Source organism: Paenibacillus ihbetae, assembly GCF_002741055.1.
Lineage (GTDB): Bacteria > Bacillota > Bacilli > Paenibacillales > Paenibacillaceae > Paenibacillus_AQ > Paenibacillus_AQ ihbetae.
Genome location: NZ_CP016809.1, coordinates 1,593,017 through 1,611,631, shown reverse-complemented (window position 1 = coordinate 1,611,631; position 18,615 = coordinate 1,593,017). Strand labels below are relative to the sequence as shown.

General features: G+C 55.1%; 16 protein-coding genes. All 16 read left to right on the top strand.

Going from position 1 to position 18,615, the window contains the following annotated elements; all coding sequences use genetic code 11:
- The first annotated feature begins 79 nt into the window (after nucleotides 1-79).
- The 16 genes from hemB to minD all read left to right on the top strand — a co-directional run bounded on the left by hemB (nucleotide 80) and on the right by minD (nucleotide 18,506).
- Nucleotides 80-1,075, top strand: a complete 996-nt coding sequence (gene hemB / locus BBD41_RS07380) for a porphobilinogen synthase (RefSeq protein ID WP_077569235.1) — start codon at nucleotides 80-82, stop codon at nucleotides 1,073-1,075.
- 38 nt (nucleotides 1,076-1,113) lie between these two features.
- A complete protein-coding gene (gene hemL, locus BBD41_RS07375) occupies nucleotides 1,114-2,409 on the top strand; it encodes a glutamate-1-semialdehyde 2,1-aminomutase (protein WP_099477135.1) in 1,296 nt (431 codons plus the stop codon).
- Complete coding sequence (locus tag BBD41_RS07370) at nucleotides 2,406-3,311, top strand: RluA family pseudouridine synthase (RefSeq protein ID WP_099477134.1); 906 nt, start codon at nucleotides 2,406-2,408, stop codon at nucleotides 3,309-3,311. Before hemL ends, BBD41_RS07370 begins: the two co-directional genes overlap by 4 nt.
- A gap of 236 nt (nucleotides 3,312-3,547) precedes the next feature.
- Nucleotides 3,548-4,942: a LysM peptidoglycan-binding domain-containing protein gene (locus BBD41_RS07365; RefSeq protein ID WP_099477133.1), complete on the top strand. Its 1,395-nt coding sequence runs from the start codon at nucleotides 3,548-3,550 to the stop codon at nucleotides 4,940-4,942.
- Nucleotides 4,943-5,563: 621 nt separating this feature from the next.
- The gene (locus tag BBD41_RS07360) at nucleotides 5,564-8,233 is read left to right on the top strand and encodes a valine--tRNA ligase (protein WP_099477132.1); all 2,670 of its coding nucleotides are present in this window, start codon (nucleotides 5,564-5,566) and stop codon (nucleotides 8,231-8,233) included.
- Between the two features lie 7 nt (nucleotides 8,234-8,240).
- Nucleotides 8,241-9,644 (top strand): bifunctional folylpolyglutamate synthase/dihydrofolate synthase, encoded by a 1,404-nt coding sequence (locus BBD41_RS07355; RefSeq protein ID WP_077569230.1) that lies wholly within the window; start codon nucleotides 8,241-8,243, stop codon nucleotides 9,642-9,644.
- Nucleotides 9,645-9,650: 6 nt separating this feature from the next.
- Nucleotides 9,651-11,024, top strand: a complete 1,374-nt coding sequence (murC, locus tag BBD41_RS07350) for a UDP-N-acetylmuramate--L-alanine ligase (protein WP_077569229.1) — start codon at nucleotides 9,651-9,653, stop codon at nucleotides 11,022-11,024.
- A gap of 206 nt (nucleotides 11,025-11,230) precedes the next feature.
- Nucleotides 11,231-12,646 carry an SPOR domain-containing protein gene (locus BBD41_RS07345; RefSeq protein ID WP_099477131.1) on the top strand — a complete coding sequence of 472 codons (1,416 nt, stop codon included), beginning with the start codon at nucleotides 11,231-11,233 and terminating at the stop codon, nucleotides 12,644-12,646.
- Between the two features lie 127 nt (nucleotides 12,647-12,773).
- A complete protein-coding gene (locus BBD41_RS07340; RefSeq protein ID WP_007130730.1) occupies nucleotides 12,774-13,016 on the top strand; it encodes a DUF4321 domain-containing protein in 243 nt (80 codons plus the stop codon).
- Nucleotides 13,017-13,040: 24 nt separating this feature from the next.
- Complete coding sequence (locus tag BBD41_RS07335; protein WP_077569227.1) at nucleotides 13,041-13,652, top strand: Maf family protein; 612 nt, start codon at nucleotides 13,041-13,043, stop codon at nucleotides 13,650-13,652.
- An 88-nt stretch (nucleotides 13,653-13,740) separates the two neighbouring features.
- The gene (gene radC, locus BBD41_RS07330; protein ID WP_007130728.1) at nucleotides 13,741-14,430 is read left to right on the top strand and encodes a RadC family protein; all 690 of its coding nucleotides are present in this window, start codon (nucleotides 13,741-13,743) and stop codon (nucleotides 14,428-14,430) included.
- A gap of 38 nt (nucleotides 14,431-14,468) precedes the next feature.
- A complete protein-coding gene (locus BBD41_RS07325; RefSeq protein WP_077569226.1) occupies nucleotides 14,469-15,503 on the top strand; it encodes a rod shape-determining protein in 1,035 nt (344 codons plus the stop codon).
- A gap of 55 nt (nucleotides 15,504-15,558) precedes the next feature.
- Nucleotides 15,559-16,434 (top strand): rod shape-determining protein MreC, encoded by an 876-nt coding sequence (gene mreC / locus BBD41_RS07320; RefSeq protein ID WP_077569225.1) that lies wholly within the window; start codon nucleotides 15,559-15,561, stop codon nucleotides 16,432-16,434.
- Nucleotides 16,431-16,961: a rod shape-determining protein MreD gene (gene mreD / locus BBD41_RS07315; protein WP_099477130.1), complete on the top strand. Its 531-nt coding sequence runs from the start codon at nucleotides 16,431-16,433 to the stop codon at nucleotides 16,959-16,961. The genes mreC and mreD overlap by 4 nt, the downstream gene beginning before the upstream one ends.
- 84 nt (nucleotides 16,962-17,045) lie before the next feature.
- On the top strand, nucleotides 17,046-17,708 hold the full coding sequence (gene minC / locus BBD41_RS07310; RefSeq protein WP_077569223.1) for a septum site-determining protein MinC: 663 nt from the start codon (nucleotides 17,046-17,048) through the stop codon (nucleotides 17,706-17,708).
- A 3-nt stretch (nucleotides 17,709-17,711) separates the two neighbouring features.
- Complete coding sequence (minD, locus tag BBD41_RS07305; RefSeq protein ID WP_077569222.1) at nucleotides 17,712-18,506, top strand: septum site-determining protein MinD; 795 nt, start codon at nucleotides 17,712-17,714, stop codon at nucleotides 18,504-18,506.
- Nucleotides 18,507-18,615 lie beyond the last annotated feature (109 nt).

Here is an 18,615-nt window from a genome sequence, read left to right as displayed (position 1 = left end):
TCGAGTTACTTCTTGATTCACTTCGTGATCAAAAGACGACTTTTTGAACAACCTCTAAAAAAGAAAGGTTGTCACAGCTATGAGTTTTCCAATTGTACGCCATCGCCGGCTGCGTCAAAATGCCGGCATCCGCAGCATGGTCCGCGAGACGGTGCTGCATCCCGAGGATCTGGTGCAGCCGATCTTCGTTACCTACGGCAGCGGCGTGAAATCCGAAATTTCATCGATGCCGGGCGTCTTTCAGTTTTCGCTCGATACATTGAAGGACGAAGTGGATGAGATTGTGCAGCTGGGCATTCCGGCTGTGCTGCTGTTCGGGATCCCGGAGACGAAGGACAGCATCGGGACCTCGGGGTTTGCCGACGACGGAATCGTTCAGGAAGCGACCCGTCTTATTAAATCCTGGTACCCGGAGCTTCTAGTCATTGCCGATACTTGTCTGTGCGAATTTACGGATCACGGGCACTGCGGCATGGTTCATACGTATGAGCGAGACGGCCATGTATGCGGAGACGTCCTGAACGACGAATCCCTGGAGCTGCTCGTCCGTACCGCCGTATCCCAAGCCAAGGCGGGCGCGGATATTATCGCGCCGTCCAACATGATGGACGGCTTCGTACAGGCCATCCGTTCAGGCCTTGACGAAGCCGGTTTCCAGAACGTGCCGATCATGTCGTATTCGGTTAAATATGCTTCGGCGTTCTACGGCCCGTTTCGGGAGGCGGCTGACTCCGCACCCCAATTCGGCGACCGTAAAACATATCAAATGGACCCGGCGAACGTGAGGGAAGCGCTGCGCGAGGCGGAATCCGACGTGCTGGAGGGTGCGGACATGCTGATGGTCAAGCCGGCGATGGCTTATCTTGACGTTGTAAGATTGCTTCGAGATCAATTCGACTTGCCGATCGTCGCTTACAATGTCAGCGGGGAATACTCAATGATCAAAGCCGCCGCGCAGCAAGGCTGGATCAGTGAGAAGGCGATCGTTATGGAGCTGCTGACCGGAATGAAACGCGCCGGCGCCGATATTATCATTACGTATTTCTCCAAGGATGCGGCACGCTGGATGCGCTAATCCGTAACGATACGATTATACAGTTAGGAGTTGCTAATATGAGCCAAGGTTTGAGAAAAGAAGAATTGTCGCGCTCTGCCTTTGAGGAAGCCAAGAAGTATATTCCCGGCGGTGTCAACAGCCCTGTTCGCGCGTTCAAATCGGTGGGACTGACGCCGATCTATATCGAGCGCGGGGAAGGAAGCCGCGTCTATGATATCGACGGCAACAGCTTTATCGATTATGTCGGCTCCTGGGGCCCGCTGATTATGGGACATGCGCATCCGGAAGTGGTGGAGGCTCTCCAAGAGACCGCGAAGAAAGGCACCAGCTTCGGTGCGCCGACGCTCCTGGAGACGGAGATGGCGAAGCTCGTCTGCGAGCGCGTGCCGTCCATCGAGATCGTGCGCATGGTTAACTCCGGCACGGAAGCGACGATGAGCGCGATCCGCCTTGCCAGAGGCGTTACCGGCCGCAGCAAAATCATCAAATTCGAAGGCTCCTACCACGGCCATGCCGACAGCCTTCTTATCAAAGCCGGTTCAGGGATCGCGACGCTCGGCCTGCCTGACAGCCCGGGCGTTCCGGAAAGCGTAGCCTCCAATACCATAGCGGTGCCGTATAATGATTTGGTATCCGTTCAGCTTGCCTTCGAACGGTTCGGCGAAGAGATTGCAGCCGTCATTGTAGAGCCGGTTGCCGGCAATATGGGCGTCGTGCCGCCGCAGGAAGGATTCCTTGAAGGACTCCGTAAGGTGACCTCCGAATATGGCAGCCTGCTTATTTTTGACGAAGTCATGACCGGATTCCGGGTCGGCCTGAACTGTGCACAGGGCCGGTATGGCGTCACGCCGGATTTGACCTGCCTTGGCAAAGTGATCGGCGGCGGACTGCCGGTGGGCGCTTATGGCGGCAAGCGGGAGCTGATGGAGCAAATCGCACCGGCGGGTCCGATCTATCAGGCGGGAACGCTTAGCGGAAATCCGCTGGCCATGGCAGCAGGCTATACGACGCTGAAGCTGCTCACGCCTGCGGTGTATGATCAGCTGGAGGAGCGCGGGGCGCGCTTGCAGGCCGGCTTTGAACGCAATGCGAAGGAATTCGGCATTCCGCTCACGATTAACCGAATCGGCTCGATGGTCTGCCCGTTCTTTACCGATGTGCCGGTCGTTAACTTTGACACCGCCAAAACAAGCGATTTGGCGCGGTTCAACCGTTATTTTGCCGCGATGGTGCAAGAGGGCGTTAGCGTGCCGCCGTCCCAATTCGAGGGCATGTTCATATCCGCGGCGCACACGACGGAGGATATCGACGCAACGATCGAGGCGAACTACAACGCCTTCAAGAGCTTATGAGCTATCAGGGAAGCTGGGTCCGGCGGGGCGAATGGCTTGAAATGACGCCGGGTAAAGCACTGACCGGACAAGCGGACCGGGAGGAAGCCGCCGGCCGGTGGCTGCTGGATACCGTGGGGATGCCCGAGAAGCTGTATCGCAAGCTCCGTCAGGAACAGGGAATACGATGGAGAGGGGACCGGCTGTCGCTGGTCCTTTTTCCTTACCGGGAATATGGGATCGAGCCGAGGTGGCATGAGCTTGAGGTGCTGTACGAGGATGAATTTTGCCTCGTCGTGAACAAGCCCGCGGGGATGTCCGTTCATCCCGCAGACCCTGCCGGCCGGGAGATTACGCTCAATCACACGGTTGCCGCTTATTATGAAACGGCTGGAATCCGCGCGGCGGTCCGGCATATCCACCGGCTGGATAAGGATACGACGGGCCCGGTATTGTACGCCAAAAATGAATACGCCCAGCTCAAGCTGGATGAAGCGATGCGGAACAAGGAGATCGTCCGCATCTATGCCGCCATCGTTCAAGGCCGCGTAGGGGCCGATTTGAAAACCATCGATCTGCCGATCGGGAAGGATCGCCACCATTCGGGCCGCCGCAGGGTCTCGCTGACCGGGCAGCCGGCCATTACCCATATAATTTCCTCGGAGATCTATTCGAGCGCGAGCTTGGTGCGCGTAAAGCTTGAAACCGGACGGACGCATCAAATCCGGGTTCACTTGAGCCACATGGGGCATCCGCTGCTCGGGGATACGCTATACGGAGGCAGGGCATCCCGCCTGGACAGACAGGCGCTTCACGGGGAAAGTTTGCATTTTTCGCATCCCTTCACCGGCGAACCGCTGGAGATCCATGCGCCATGGCCGGAGGATTTGACGGCGCTCCGGAAGCAGTTCGCGCACGAGTAAACCGAGCGAGTATGTATACCAGCGTTATTCTGGCAGCCCTACAATCCTGCCGGCTGCCTTTCAACTTCTGCAGATAAGGCTGCCAGCCGGCTGGATCCAGCATCAAGATTCAGACCCGATCCGTAAAAAAGTCATGCACTCCTTTTTCCAGCATATAAATAAGTTGAGTGGCAAAAAAAGGCTCATGCCGTGAGCGATAGATCACGGATAGTATATGCCGAAAGGAGGACATTCCCGTGTTTGACCAGTCCTACGGATTGCGGTTTGATATTTACGAGCGTATTAATTTGGCGGAAGATCTGCCGGGAATCGAAGAATTAGAGGAAGCGGAACTGATCCCGCATATTCAAGTCATCAGCCAGCAGGATCAGGCTACGCTCCGGGGGCATCTGCTTCTGGCGGGCGTGTATAAAGGCGATACCGAAACCGGGGAATCGGAGCCGCTGGAGCACTGGATTCCAGTCGAAATTACCGTCCCGATGAACCGGGTATCATCGCTGGATGACATTGCAGTCGAGATCGAAAACTTTGATATCGATCTGTTATCGAGACGCAGTCTTAACATCACGGGCGTTCTGTCGTTAAGAGGCATTCAGGCAGCAGCTCCGGGAGTCCGGGATCAGGCTTGGGCGAATGAGGAATTCACAGTGGTACATGCTCCCGAGGCTTCCGGCACGCAGCCTTCCGGCGAACCGGCGGCAGAAGAGGGGCGGTACGAGCCGTTCCAAGCCAGCGACAGTGAGGAGCTGACCGGAAGCAATGACGACGCCGCCTCGCAAGCAGGCGAAGCCGCGCCTTATGTAAACTTCCGGGCCAGCATCCAGGAGCAGGAGGAGCGGACCCAGCAGTATCTGGCCTCATGGGCCCAATACGAGAATCAGGTCAGCCGCGAAGAAGTGCCGGCCCCGGAAACCCGCAGCCCGGCGGCTGACGATGCCGATGCCCGCGATACGGTGGAATACGCCTTACATAATGATCCGGAGCCAGCCGCCCAGGAAGCGGAGCCTTCGGTTCCAAGTGTATGGCAATTTGAACGCAAGGCGGAGCCGGAGCCTGCTGCCGAGACGCAAGCAGAGGAAGCGGCATCGGCGTTTCCGGGCGTAGTCGACCGCAAGGGTGACGACGTGGAGGCTGTGCCTGACCTGCAAGCTGTTGAAACGGTGGCCCAGGAAACGTACGAAGCGCCGGAGCTTGCCCACAACGCAGCTGAGGAGCCTAAAGTTGCCCTGAAGGCCGAGGAGCCGTCCGAACCCGGCAAACCGGAGCTGAAGGTTGCATTTTCGACGAAGGGCAGCGACGCTTCCGCTTCTTCCGGCGTAGGATTCTCTTCCCTGCTGCATTCCAGCCGGCTTGTGCAGGACCAGGACATTGCCGCTCTGGATGAGGAAGAGAAGGACGAGGCATTGCCGGAGCCGGCATCATCCGAGGATGTCGAATGGAAAAGCTTGTTCCTGGGCAACCGGAGAGAGGAAACGCCGTTCCGTAAGGTGCGGATGTGCATCGTTCAGCGGGAAGAGACGCTGGATATTATTGCGGAGAGATATCAGCTTTCGCCGCGCGAGCTCTTGCTGTACAATCGGATGTCCGAGCAGAATGTGGAGGAAGGGCAAGTCCTTTACATTCCTCAGTAATCTGCTAGCAATAGGAAGCGCAGACTAAGCCTCCAGCTGCATTCAAAGCTGTCCCTTGCAAACGCCATGCAAGGGACAGCTTTTTTATTTGACCGTTTCTGACCTCAAGCAGGTATGCGGCAGCAAAATGCCGGAAATACTCGATATATTGACTATATTGCACAACCGCGTTATATTTGAATAGAATATGTACAGGTATTTCTAAAGTGAACAACGTTGAACGGGAAGAGTAGGAAGATATGGCCTTCAGAGAGCGGAATTGCTGTAATAGGCGCTGTGAAATTCCGCAGGAACCAGCTTGCCCAATGTCGCCCGGGAGTTGCGTGCTTGAACCGGAGCATCCACGATGCCCGCCGGTCAGAGCCCGCCGGCTGCAGCCGTTATCTGCGTAAAGTGTCGCGCTTCAAGTTCTTCATTGATACAGCACGGTAAGGAACGGAGTTCCTGACGGCTGCTAAGCGCGAAACAAAGGTGGTACCGCGAGAGAACAGTCTTTCGTCCTTTGAGGACGAAGGGCTTTTTTTGTTTTCACGCCGCCGATGTGATCTTAACGCCCTGTTTAGGGCGGCTAAAACATTTTGGGATGGCAAAACTGATTAACAGTAACGGAGGTACGAAAATATGGAAGAAAAGCAAACGCAATCTCAGACGCAAATGCCGACGACGTATGACCCGAAGGCTGCGGAGCAAAAATGGTACCCTTATTGGAAGGAAGGCGGCTATTTCGAAGCGGGCAAGCGTCCGGACGCGAAGCCCTATACGATCGTAATTCCGCCTCCGAACGTGACGGGAATGCTCCATATCGGCCATGCCCTTGATTTCACGCTGCAAGATATCCTGATTCGCTTCAAGCGCATGCAGGGCTATGATGCGTTGTGGCTCCCAGGCTCCGACCATGCGGGCATCGCTACGCAGGCGAAGGTAGAGCAGAAGCTCCGCGAGGAAGGCGTTACCCGCTATGATCTTGGCCGCGAGAAATTCCTCGAGAAGGTATGGGAGTGGAAGGAGCTGTATGCCGGCACCATTCGCGATCAATGGTCGAAGATCGGTCTGTCCCTTGATTACTCCAGGGAACGCTTTACGATGGACGAAGGGCTGTCGGATGCGGTTCGCCAGGTGTTCGTCAAGCTTTATGAAAAAGGGCTGATTTACCGCGGCAAGCGGATCATCAATTGGGACCCGGCAGCCCGGACCGCATTGTCCGATATTGAAGTAGAATATAAAGAAGTGAACGGACATCTGTATCATCTGGAATATCCGCTCAAAGACGGCAGCGGCTCCATTACCGTTGCCACGACCCGTCCGGAGACGATGCTCGGCGATACGGCTGTAGCCGTTCATCCGGAGGATGAGCGCTATAAGGATATGATTGGCAAAACGCTGGTTCTGCCGATCGTGGGCCGTGAAATTCCGGTCATTGCCGATGAGTATGTTGAGAAGGAATTCGGCAGCGGTGCCGTGAAAATTACGCCGGCGCACGATCCGAACGATTTTGAGATGGGATTGCGGCATAACCTGCCTCAAATTACGGTGATGGACGAGTCGGGAACGATGAACGAGTTTGCCGGCCGGTATGAAGGTTTGGACCGCAGTGAATGCCGCAAGCAAATCGTCAACGACCTCAAGGAGTCCGGCGTACTGGTCCGGATCGAGGACCATGTTCACCAGGTTGGACACAGCGAGCGAAGCGGTGCGGTGGTAGAGCCTTATTTGTCAACGCAATGGTTTGTTAAAATGCAGCCGCTTGCCGAAGCGGCAGTCGAGGCCCAGAAGTCCGGCAAGGGGGTAAACTTCGTACCTGAACGGTTCGAGCGCACCTATCTGCACTGGATGGAGAACGTCCGCGACTGGTGCATCTCCCGGCAATTGTGGTGGGGGCACCGGATTCCGGCGTGGTACTCCGAATCGACCGGCGAAGTCGTCGTGGCGATGAACGAGGAAGAAGCGCGCGCGAAGCTCGGCAAGGACGATCTGAGACAGGATGAGGACGTGCTGGATACGTGGTTCAGCTCCGCATTATGGCCGTTCTCGACCATGGGCTGGCCGAACGAGGACAGCGAGGATCTGAAGCGCTACTATCCGACCAGCGTCCTCGTGACGGGATACGACATCATTCCGTTCTGGGTATCGCGGATGATTTTCCAAGGGCTTGAATTTACAGGCCAAATGCCGTTTAAGGATACATTGATCCACGGCTTGGTTCGCGATAGCGAAGGTCGCAAAATGTCGAAATCGCTAGGCAACGGCATCGACCCGCTTGAGGTCATCGAGAAGTACGGCGCAGACGCGATGCGCTACATGATTTCGACAGGCAGCACACCGGGGCAGGATCTGCGGTTCCGCTGGGAACGCGTCGAGCAGGCGCGGAACTTCGCGAACAAGATTTGGAACGCCTCCCGCTTTGCGCTCATGAATCTCGAGGGCTTCACCGCCGCCGATATCGATATTTCCGGGGAGCTCGGCACCGCCGATCGCTGGATTCTGCATCGACTGAACGAAACTTCCCGCGATATTACGCGTCTAATTGATGCCTACGAATTTGGCGAAACCGGTCGACTGCTCTACAATTTCATCTGGGATGACCTGTGCGATTGGTATATTGAATTTGCGAAGCTGTCCCTCTATGGCGAGGATCAGGCAGCCAAGAAAAAAACGCAATCCGTGCTTGCTTATGTGCTCGATCGCACGATGCGCCTGATTCACCCGTTCATGCCGTTCATCTCGGAGGAAATCTGGCAGCATCTGCCGCATGAGGGCGAGACGATTATGCTGGCTTCCTGGCCGGCGTATGATCCGGCGTTCGAGAATCCGGAGTCGGTTGCGGAAATGAATCTGCTCATGGATGTCATTCGTGCGGTCCGCAACATCCGGGCTGAAGTGAACGTGCCGATGAGCAAAAAGGTCGAGCTCCTGCTCAAGCCGGTGAACGAGCAGATCGCGGGCATTATCGACCGCAACGCCGATTATATCCGCCGATTCTGCAATACGTCGGAATACCAGTCCTCGCTTGAGCTGGCAACGCCGGAGAAGGCCATGACTGCGGTTGTTACCGGTGTTGAATTATACCTGCCGCTGGCCGGACTGATCGATATTGCGCAGGAAATCGCCCGCCTGGAGAAGGAGATTCAGCATCTGAACAGCGAGGTCGAACGGGTGGAGAAGAAACTGAACAACCCCGGCTTCGTTTCCAAGGCGCCTGAAAAAGTTATTGAAGAAGAGCGTGCGAAGCTGGCAGATTATTCGGATAAACGCAGCAAGGTCATCGCGCGTATTGAAGAATTGAGAGGCTAAACAGCTTATGAATCTGGACCAGAAGGTGAAATCAATGGGGGATCATTCGGGAGCTGCCGCTGCAGCTCCATTCCAAACCTATGAGGAAGCGGTAGATTGGATCAACGGCTTAGTGGCATTCGGGATTCGTCCGGGCATGGAGCGGATCCAGCAGCTGATGGAACGGCTTGGTCATCCCGAGCGCCGCTTGAAATTTATCCATGTGGCCGGGACGAACGGCAAGGGGTCGACCTGCGCGTTTCTGACGAAGACGCTGCTCCAAGGCGGATTCTCCGTCGGAACGTATACCTCCCCTTATATCACGAAGTTTACAAACCGGTTCCAATATAACGGCGAAGACATTCCCGAGGAGACGCTGCTTGCGCTTGCCAACCGTTTGCAGCCGCTCGTTGAGGAAATCGCGCAATCAGGACTTGGCTCACCGACCATGTTCGAGGTGTCAACGGCGCTGGCCATCCTGTATTATGCCGAGGTGTGCTATCCCGACGTTGTGGTGTGGGAGACCGGGCTCGGCGGCCGGCTCGATGTGACCAACATCGTGCATCCGGTCATATCGGTGATCACGAATATCGGGATGGATCATACCGACGTTCTGGGGGACACCATTGAGGAGATCGCAAGGGAAAAGGCCGGCATCATCAAGCCCGGCGTACCGGTGGTAAGCACCGTCACGCAGCCGGAGGCCATAGCGATTCTGAAGGAGACGGTGGAGCGAAACCGGACGACGCTGTATCTGGCCGGCGAGCAATTCACCTACGAGCGTCTTCGCAGCGATGAAGAGGGCCAGACATTCCATTTCCAAGGACCGTTCCGGAGCATGGATATCGACATTTCGATGCAGGGAGAGCATCAATGCTCGAATGCCGCGCTGTCGATGATGACTTTGGAGGTCCTTCGGCAGTACATGGCTTTTATCGTGGAGGATGATGATCTGCGTCAAGGCTTTAAGCAAACGTTCTGGGCGGGAAGGCTGGAGCTCGTGCAGCGCTCGCCGCGGATCGTTCTCGACGGCGCGCACAATCCGGAAGGGGCGGAGGCGCTGGCGAAAAGCCTGCCGCAGATCTATAAATACCGGAAGCTGAACTTGATGATGGGAATGCTCGCGAATAAGCATCATGATTCGTATTTGCAGCATATACTGCCTATAGTGGATACGCTTATCCTGACTGAACCGGATTTCCGGAAGAAATTGGACGCCAAGGCGTTAGGGGACATCGTAGAGCAGGTGAGGGAGCAATATGCGAAACGTACACTGCAAATCATCATAGAACCAAATTGGAAAAACGCACTTGAAGAGTTGAAGTCACGGACGGAAGCGGAGGATCTTGGGGTGGTGTCGGGCACGTTGTACCTGATTGCCGACGTGCGTTCCAGCCTCCTGGGCCTTTCCGATTCTGAAAAAGGTTGGTGATATCTGTTGAATACATCAGAACATGTACATTTCATCGGAATTGGCGGCTACGGGATGAGCGCCATTGCACGAGTTATGCTGGAGATGGGTTACAAAGTCACGGGTTCTGACGTGGCATCTCAGGAATTGACAGAAAAGCTGGCGGCCAAAGGCGCCAAAATATATATCGGACATACGGCGGAGCAGGTGAAGGGAGCGGATCTCGTTGTCTACTCGACCGCGTTGTCGAAGGATAATGTGGAGCGCGTCGAGGCGGAGAAGCTCAATATTCCTGTTCTTCACCGCGCCCAGATGCTGGCCCGCTTGCTGAATGAGCGCAAGGGTGTGGCTGTTGCGGGGGCGCACGGCAAAACGACTACTTCATCGATGATCGCCCTCGTCATGGAAGAGTGCGGAGCGGATCCGACTTTCATCATCGGCGGCGAAATCATGAACGTCGGCACGAATGCCAAAGCCGGAGAGGGCGAGCATGTCGTAGCGGAAGCGGACGAGAGCGACGGCTCATTCCTGCAATATCATCCATGGCTTGGGGTCGTGCTCAATATCGAAGCCGATCATCTTGAAAATTATGACGGCGACTTCAATCGTCTGAAAGCGGCCTATGTGCAGTTCCTCAGCCAGATCAAAGAGGACGGCACGGCGGTCGTATGTGCGGATGACGCGAACATCCAGGCGATCCTTCCGGAGCTGCGCTGCAATGTGACGACGTACGGCATTCATTCGGATGCCGATTATACGGCAACCCAGCTTGTGCTGGGCGATCGTCATGTCAGCTTCATGATGCTTCACCGTGGACAGGAGCTTGGTACGATCGAGTTGTCCGTGCCCGGCAAGCATAATGTTTATAATGCGATGGCTACGGTCATCAGCTGCCTGAAAGCCGGCATTTCCTTCGAAGCGATCGCAAGAGCGATCGTGAAGTTCAACGGAGCGAAGCGCCGGTTCCAGGTGCTCGGGGAATCGAACGGCATCCTGGTGATCGACGATTATGCGCATCATCCGACGGAGATTGAAGCTACCATCAGCGCCGCGAAAGCGACGGGCAAGCGAATTATTGCCGTCTTCCAGCCGCAGCGGTATTCAAGAACCTTCTTCCTCCTGGACGCGTTCAGCCGTGCCTTCGGAGACGCGGATGAGGTGATCATTACGGACATTTATTCCCCGGCCGGCGAGAAGCAAATTGAGGGCATCAGCTCGGCAAAGCTGGTTGAATTGATCGTGCAGAACAGCAATCCGGGAGCCCGCTATTTGCCGACGAAGGAAGATGTGCTGGGCGACTTGAAGGATCGGGTCAAGGACGGAGACCTTGTCCTGACGATGGGGGCCGGCGACATATGGAAGGTCGGCGCGGCACTCGCGGAATCCATTAAAAGCAAGTAGCATTACAATTACACCATGCCGTCAGGCGCGGGCTTAAGCTGCTTTAAGAGCATAAGCTCGCCGGTCTTGACGCGTCAGGGCCCGTTTCCCGTTGTTCGGACGAACTCGGTGAAACGGGCCCTGATTTGTTCTTTTCGCCGCTGCACATAACTTGCCAAGCCCTATCATATAGCTAGGTATAGAGAGGACAAGTGAGGTGTGTGAATATGAACAAAGCGCGGATGACCATCCGTTTCGATCATGACCCTCCCAAACCGAATCATCGGAACGGCAGCGTTGTGCAGGAAGAGCCGGGCGCGAATGAACATGGGCCTTCCAATTGGAACAGGCAAGACGATTGGAATTTCAATAGGCCGGGAATGGATGATGACGATACGCCCGGAAACCGGGATTCGTACGGCTTCACCAGCCATTCGGCTTTCTCGGCCGATCCCAAACCGGAGCCTCTGCGGGTGGTTCATCCCGAGGCCGAGACGGATCAACCGGATGCGCAGGATGATTGGAGGCTGCGCAGCAGCCGGAACTCCTCGCGAAGAGGGCGGCTGGCCGAGGAGCGAAGGCGGCTTCAGTCTGCCAACGAGCAGCTTGCCGGCAATTCAGAGCGCACGGATCCGTATGAGGATCTTCCTGAGGTATGGGATGGCGGCGCGATTGACTCCCGCACGGGGAACTTCTCATACGACACCCCGCTGCAAGACCCGTGGGACAGCGGACAGCAGGACGACGTTTTTTATGAGGGATCTCAGGGAGAGGATTACAGCTATTACCGGACGAAGCGGCCGACGTCCTTCTGGAAGATGTCGGCTGCCGTCAGTGCCGCGGTCATCACCGGATTGATGTTTGGGTATATGGTCCTGACGATGTTTAACGGCGGTGCCGGCGGCACTAGCAATGGGAACATGCCTGCGCCAGGGACGGGCAGTGAGACGGTGATAGAAAACGAAACGGGGACGGGGGACCGCACGGGGACACCGGCACCTTCCGGGCAACAGCCTGCCACGGTCGTGCAAATTCCGGGCTCGACCTTCTATATGCTGCAATACGGTGTATTCAGCACGCCTGAGCGCGTGGAGCAGGCGAAGAGCGAGCTGCTTGCGGCAGGGATCGCGGCCGGCGCGGATCCGAATGAGGAAAACCGGGTCTATGCGGGCATATCCCCGGATCGGGAGCAGGCGAAGCTGCTGAGCAATCAGCTCAAGGCCGAAGGGGTCGAGCTGTACGTGCGGGAAATTTCCTTGCCGCAGACCGAGCCCCGGGTGTATTCCGGTGAAGCGAAGACGCTTAAGGACTATTTTACAGTCAGCGGTCAACTGGTCTCCGAGCTGAGTGCGCTGTCCGCTACTCTATTGAGCGAGCAGGAGGGAGGAGGTCCCGTAGCCGCGGAAGCGATGAAGAGCGTGACAAACCTCCATCAGCAGTGGATCCAATCCGTCAAACAGCTGTCCGAAGGACTGGGACCGGAGTCTCTGGCTGTGCTTCCGATGATGGAGCAATCCATGAACGGATCGGTCATGGCGCTCTCCGAATATATCAAAAATCAATCCAAGGGGCATTTGTGGGAGATTCAAACAGGCATGATGAACTATATCATGGGCCAGAAGAAGCTCCTGGACGGCCTATAATTTCAAATGATCGTCAAATCCGGCAAGGAATTGGAAATAGTTCCCCCTGCCGGATTTGTGTTTGTATTGCTTATCGATTCACCGTATAATAATTAGGGTGTCAAAAAATGGCGAGGGAAGAGGATGCATGAAGAAAAATAAAGGAATGCTCATCTTATTTTTGCTGTTAGGGTGGCTTGCCGGCACATGGATCGCGAAGGCGCTTGAGCCGGTAAAGGCGGTGTCGTTTCTAACGGCGTCTACGCCCATCAAGTGGTCCCCTTCAGCCGACCTTGACATCATCATTTACGACATTAACCTTGAACTTCATTTCAGCCTGCTTAGTCTGCTGGGCATCATTGCAGCGATCTGGCTATACCGCAGGCTCTAAGACATGACAAAGGAGACTATCCCCTTGAAAGAGAAGAGAAATCGCCGTATAATACTGGCTTCGACCTCTCCTCGGCGCCGGGAGCTGATCGCCTCCCTTCGAATTCCATTCGAGATCGTGCCGAGTGAAGCGAATGAGGATACGCCTGCAAAATGGTCCCCGGACCGGATTGTAGAATCGCTGGCTCTGCGTAAGGCGGAGGCGGTTCACCGCAAGCTGAATACGGACCAGGGCGGCGGGATTATCGTCGGAAGCGACACGGTTGTTGTACTGGAGGATCTCGTGCTGGGGAAACCGGTGGATCATGACGATGCGGTGCGAATGCTGACCATGCTGCAGGGACGCGCCCACCGGGTATTTACGGGAGTTGCTTGCATCGATCTGGCATCGGGCGCGATCAAGGTGTCTCACCGGGAAACCAAAGTGAGCATGAAACGCTTGAGTCCGGATGCGGTTGAAGCTTATGTAAGGAGCGGCGAGCCGATGGACAAGGCCGGTGCGTATGCGATTCAGGGCCTTGGCGCGACGCTTGTCGAAGGAATTGAAGGCGACTATTTTAATGTCGTCGGCCTTCCGCTTTCTCTGCTGTCGGACATGCTGTCTGAGATGGGGATGGATGTACTAACCGAATCGTAGATATAAAGGCTGATCGGTTCGTTGTCTTCGGGAGCACCCCGGGCAAGCTGTAACCGATTGATTTTATTCTTAGAAAGTAGGGGAATCTATGGAGTCGCCAACATTATTGCTGCGCGACATCCCCCATGACGAACGACCAAGAGAACGCATGATGCATTATGGGGCGAGCGCACTGAGCCATGCGGAGCTGCTGGCGATATTGCTTCGAACAGGAACCCGCCAGGAATCTGCCGTACATATAGCCCAGCGGCTGCTTAAGGAAGCCGGAGGAATCCGGCAGCTCGTGGACCTCAGCATCGAAGAACTTACGCAAATTAAAGGAATTGGAACCGCCAAGGCCGTTCAGCTGAAGGCTGGCATAGAGCTTGGACGGCGGTTGGCGGCATCCAGGCATGTGGAGCCTGTCATTATACGCAATCCGCATGATGCGGCGGAGCTGCTCAGTGAACAGATGCGTTATTTGCAGAAGGAGCATTTCGTCTGCTTGTTTCTAAATACGAAGAATCATGTCATTGCCCAGGAAACGTTATCGATGGGGAGCCTCAACGCTTCCATCGTCCATCCCCGCGAGGTGTTCAGAGCGGCTATCAAATGCAGCAGTGCGTCGCTGGTGTGCGCGCACAACCATCCAAGCGGAGATCCGACGCCCAGCCCGGAAGACATCTCCCTTACCTCCCGTCTTGTGGAGGCGGGACAGATTGTCGGGATCGACGTGCTGGATCATCTGATTATCGGGGACGGATCGTTCGTAAGTTTGAAGGAACGGGGCTTGATGTAATATAATAGTTCAGATTGAGGAAGAAAGGGAGATACATCATGTTGGGTGGTTTTACAAAAGATTTGGGAATCGATTTGGGGACGGCGAATACGCTGGTCTATGTCCGCGGTAAAGGAATTGTCGTCAGGGAGCCGTCCGTGGTTGCACTGCGTACAGATACAAAGACGATTGAGGCGGTCGGCGAGTCCGCGAAGAAGATGATCGGACGCACGCCGGGCAACATCCGTGCCATCCGTCCGATGAAGGACGGCGTCATCGCTGATTTTGATACGACGGCAACGATGATTAAGTATTTTATTCGCCAAGCGCAGAAGCAGCGCTCCATTTTCCCGCGCCATCCGAATGTGATGGTCTGTGTTCCTTCGGGCATTACGGCGGTTGAACAGCGTGCGGTAGAGGATGCGACCAAGCAAGCCGGTGCACGCGAGGCGTATATCATTGAGGAGCCGTTCGCGGCCGCGATCGGTGCGGACCTGCCTGTATGGGAGCCGACCGGCAGCATGGTAGTCGATATCGGCGGCGGTACCACCGAGGTTGCGGTTATCTCGCTGGGCGGCATCGTAACGAGCCGTTCGGTTCGCGTTGCCGGCGATGAGATGGATGATTCTATTATTTCCTATATCAAACGACAGTATAATCTGATGATCGGTGAGCGCACTGCCGAGCTGTTGAAGATGGAAGTCGGCTCCGCCATGCCGCTTGAAACGGTGGAAACGATGGAAATCCGCGGGCGCGACCTGGTAACCGGTCTGCCGAAGACCATTACGATTACGTCCGATGAGATTAGCGAGGCACTGGCTGACACGATCAACGCCATTGTGGATGCGGTGAAGGTTACGCTGGAGAAATGTCCTCCGGAGCTTGCAGCGGACATTATGGACCGCGGTATCGTCCTGACCGGCGGCGGCGCGCTGCTGCGCAACCTGGACAAGCTGCTTGCCGAAGAGACCGGCATGCCGGTGATCGTTGCCGAGAATCCGCTGGACTGCGTGGCGATCGGTACGGGCAAGGCGCTCGAAAACATCCACCTGTTCAAATCCCGGAGCAGCTCTGCCGTCCGTTCCAAACGGTAGACCCAAGATGCGTGTAAACCCCTAATGTTGGGAGAGAAAACAGTAAGGTTAGAGGGTGTTGCAACTGTTTAAGCTGCTAGGCAACAAGCGCTTGTTCATCATGCTCATCGGACTCGTGGCGTTTATCGCGATCATGGGATTTACGCTCGGTCCGAGAGCTTCTTTATCTTGGCCTGAGAAATTCGTCAAAGATACGGTCGGTTTTGTGCAAAGTGTGTTTTACAAGCCCGCTGCCTATATAGCGGGTTTCTTTGAAGACGTGCGGAATATGAAGGCAATCTATGAGGAGAACGAAGAGCTTCGCCGGGCGGTTGCGCAATATTCGCGAGAGAGCGCTAACTACAATACGATGAAAGCCAAGTACGAGAGGCTTCGGGATAATCTCCGATTTACGCAAAACCAGAAAAACCGGGATAAATACGATTACCGTACGGCAGAGGTGATCAGCGTCAATTCGGATCCGAACAACCGGACGCTTGTCGTCAATTTGGGCGAGCGCGACGGCATCCGGCCGAACATGTCGGTCACCACGGTTGACGGCATGGTCGGCATCGTAAGCAACGTGAGCAATTTCACCTCCACGGTGAAGCTGCTGACAACGATGGATGCCCAGGATCCGAATCCGCAGCCGATCTCGGTTACGGCGATCGGCAAGGAGGACAAAACCTTCGGCATTGTGGAGACCTATGACGAGAAGACCAATACGCTCCTGATGACGCGGATAGCGGAGGATGACCCGATTAAAGAGGGAGACAAGATCATATCGTCCGGCGCGGGCGGAGTTATTCCGCCTGGCCTGATCATCGGAACCGTGGATAGCGTCCAGATAAGCCAATTCGGGCAGAGCAAAACCGCGACGATCACCCCTGCCGCCAAATTCGAGGACTGGAGATACGTCATTATCGTGGTTACCCCTGAGGAGCCGAAATGATGGCGCGCAAGCAGATTCTCATCCTCCTGTTGTTCGTTTTGTTCATCCTGCAAGGCACGGTGTTCTTCTGGTTAACGCCGAGCTCGCTGCAGCTGCAGATCTATCCTAATTTTGTTCTGGTCGCCATATTTTTCGTCTCAATCTATTATCACCGCCATACCGGCCTTGTGCTCGGACTTATATTCGGTATGCTTCATGACATCGTATACTACGGCGAAATGATCGGCACTTATTCTTTTGCTATGGGCGTATCCGCATATTTGCTGGGACTTGTGTTCAAGGCGCCGCGGGCTCCGCTGCCGATGATGATGACGATCGTCATCTTGGGAAGCCTGCTGTTCGATAGCACGCTGTTTGGTATCTATAAGGTATTCCGGCTTAATCCGACCTCTTACAATTGGTCGCTGCTGCATCATATGCTGCCGAATCTCCTTGTTCACTTTGCCTTTGCTTTGGCGATCTATGTCCCGGTCCGCAAGCAGCTGGAGCTGATCGCGAAATATCAGCGGAGAAAGACTGCTTCCTAAGCCCACGCCAAGACATTTTACGAAGACTAGCAGGAACTTGAAGGTTTGAGCGCGAAATGTACTAGGATGGGAGGGACAGGTCTTATGGCTGTAAAATCCAATCATGTGACGATTAAGGGCATTAAGGATGGCCTGGTATTCCTGCTTGACGATCAGTGTGAGCTTGACGAGCTGCTCCAGGAGCTTAGGTATAAGCTGGAGCACAGTCACCAGAATATATTGACCGGACCGATCATTCATGTGGATGTAAAGCTGGGATCCCGTAAAGTATCCGAAGAAGAAAAACAGATGATTCTCGATATATTGAAGCAAAAAGGAAATCTTCTCATCCGCAATGTAGAATCCCCGCCGATCGAGCCGGAGACCCCTCCCGGCAGCCGGCTGGAGCTGATGACGGGAATCGTGCGATCAGGGCAGGTGCTGCACCATGATGGAGATCTCTTATTCCTGGGAGACGTCAATCCCGGCGGCGTCATTACGTGCACCGGCGATATATACATACTGGGCGCGCTGCGCGGAACCGCGCATGCCGGTGTGGACGGCAACGAAGAAGCGATTATAGCCGCTTCGTATTTTGCTCCTACCCAGCTCCGGATTTCTCAGATGATCAGCCGGCCGCCGGACGAATGGGAGACGCGCGAGACGGTCATGGAATTTGCTTATTTGAAGAACGGAAGCATGGAGATCGACAAGATCAGCAACATCTCACGTTTGGGTCGGGATTTTAATGTGTTTAAAGGGGTGTAGTACATGGGAGAGGCAATCGTCGTAACTTCTGGTAAGGGCGGAGTCGGTAAAACGACGACATCGGCGAACATCGGCACAGCTTTGGCACTTTTGGGAAAAAAAGTGTGTTTGGTGGATACGGATATCGGTCTGCGCAATCTGGATGTCGTCATGGGCCTTGAGAACCGGATTATTTATGATTTATGCGACGTTGCAGAAGGGCGATGCCGGCTCAATCAGGCGCTGATCAAGGACAAGCGCTTTGACGATCTGTATATGCTGCCTGCAGCCCAGACGAAGGATAAGAACGCGGTTTCTCCGGATCAAGTGAAGGATATCGTTCTCGAACTCAAGAAAGAATTCGAATACGTTATCATCGATTGCCCTGCAGGGATTGAACAGGGCTTCAAGAATGCAATTGCCGGCGCCGATAAAGCCATTGTCGTTACGACGCCGGAGAACGCAGCGGTTCGGGACGCAGACCGGGTTATCGGGCTTCTGGAGAGCTCCCATGTGGAATCGCCGAAGCTGATCGTGAACCGGATCCGTCCGAACATGGTCAAGTCCGGCGACATGCTGGAGATCGAGGATGTGCTGCAGGTGCTGAACATCGATTTGATCGGTATCGTGCCTGATGACGAGAAGGTAATCAAGGCAGCCAATATTGGGGAGCCGACCGTCATGAATCCGGATTCCCAGGCAGCGATCGCCTATCGGAACATCGCACGCCGAATTCTTGGCGATACCGTGCCTCTGATGCAGATTCATCAGAAACAGGGCATGTTCACCAAGTTCAAGAAGTTTTTCGGAATGGGTTAAGCGAAGTTTCAGTTTCATATAGAGCAGCAAAAGGGGTATCCCATCAGATTCCGGATCTGGCGGGGTACCTTTTTTCTGTTGGAGGTCCCCCCAATAGCAACGGTTCACC

What these genes read in the sequence shown, in the direction of transcription:
- BBD41_RS07360 (WP_099477132.1), top strand. Translation starts at nt 5,564, where the DNA reads ATGGAAGAAAAGCAAACGCAATCTCAGACGCAAATGCCGACGACGTAT.
- BBD41_RS07345 (WP_099477131.1), top strand. Translation starts at nt 11,231, where the DNA reads ATGAACAAAGCGCGGATGACCATCCGTTTCGATCATGACCCTCCCAAA.
- minC (WP_077569223.1), top strand. Translation starts at nt 17,046, where the DNA reads ATGGCTGTAAAATCCAATCATGTGACGATTAAGGGCATTAAGGATGGC.
- minD (WP_077569222.1), top strand. Translation starts at nt 17,712, where the DNA reads ATGGGAGAGGCAATCGTCGTAACTTCTGGTAAGGGCGGAGTCGGTAAA.
- BBD41_RS07370 (WP_099477134.1), top strand. Translation starts at nt 2,406, where the DNA reads ATGAGCTATCAGGGAAGCTGGGTCCGGCGGGGCGAATGGCTTGAAATG.
- BBD41_RS07355 (WP_077569230.1), top strand. Translation starts at nt 8,241, where the DNA reads ATGAATCTGGACCAGAAGGTGAAATCAATGGGGGATCATTCGGGAGCT.
- hemB (WP_077569235.1), top strand. Translation starts at nt 80, where the DNA reads ATGAGTTTTCCAATTGTACGCCATCGCCGGCTGCGTCAAAATGCCGGC.
- hemL (WP_099477135.1), top strand. Translation starts at nt 1,114, where the DNA reads ATGAGCCAAGGTTTGAGAAAAGAAGAATTGTCGCGCTCTGCCTTTGAG.
- mreD (WP_099477130.1), top strand. Translation starts at nt 16,431, where the DNA reads ATGATGGCGCGCAAGCAGATTCTCATCCTCCTGTTGTTCGTTTTGTTC.
- radC (WP_007130728.1), top strand. Translation starts at nt 13,741, where the DNA reads ATGGAGTCGCCAACATTATTGCTGCGCGACATCCCCCATGACGAACGA.
- BBD41_RS07340 (WP_007130730.1), top strand. Translation starts at nt 12,774, where the DNA reads ATGAAGAAAAATAAAGGAATGCTCATCTTATTTTTGCTGTTAGGGTGG.
- BBD41_RS07325 (WP_077569226.1), top strand. Translation starts at nt 14,469, where the DNA reads ATGTTGGGTGGTTTTACAAAAGATTTGGGAATCGATTTGGGGACGGCG.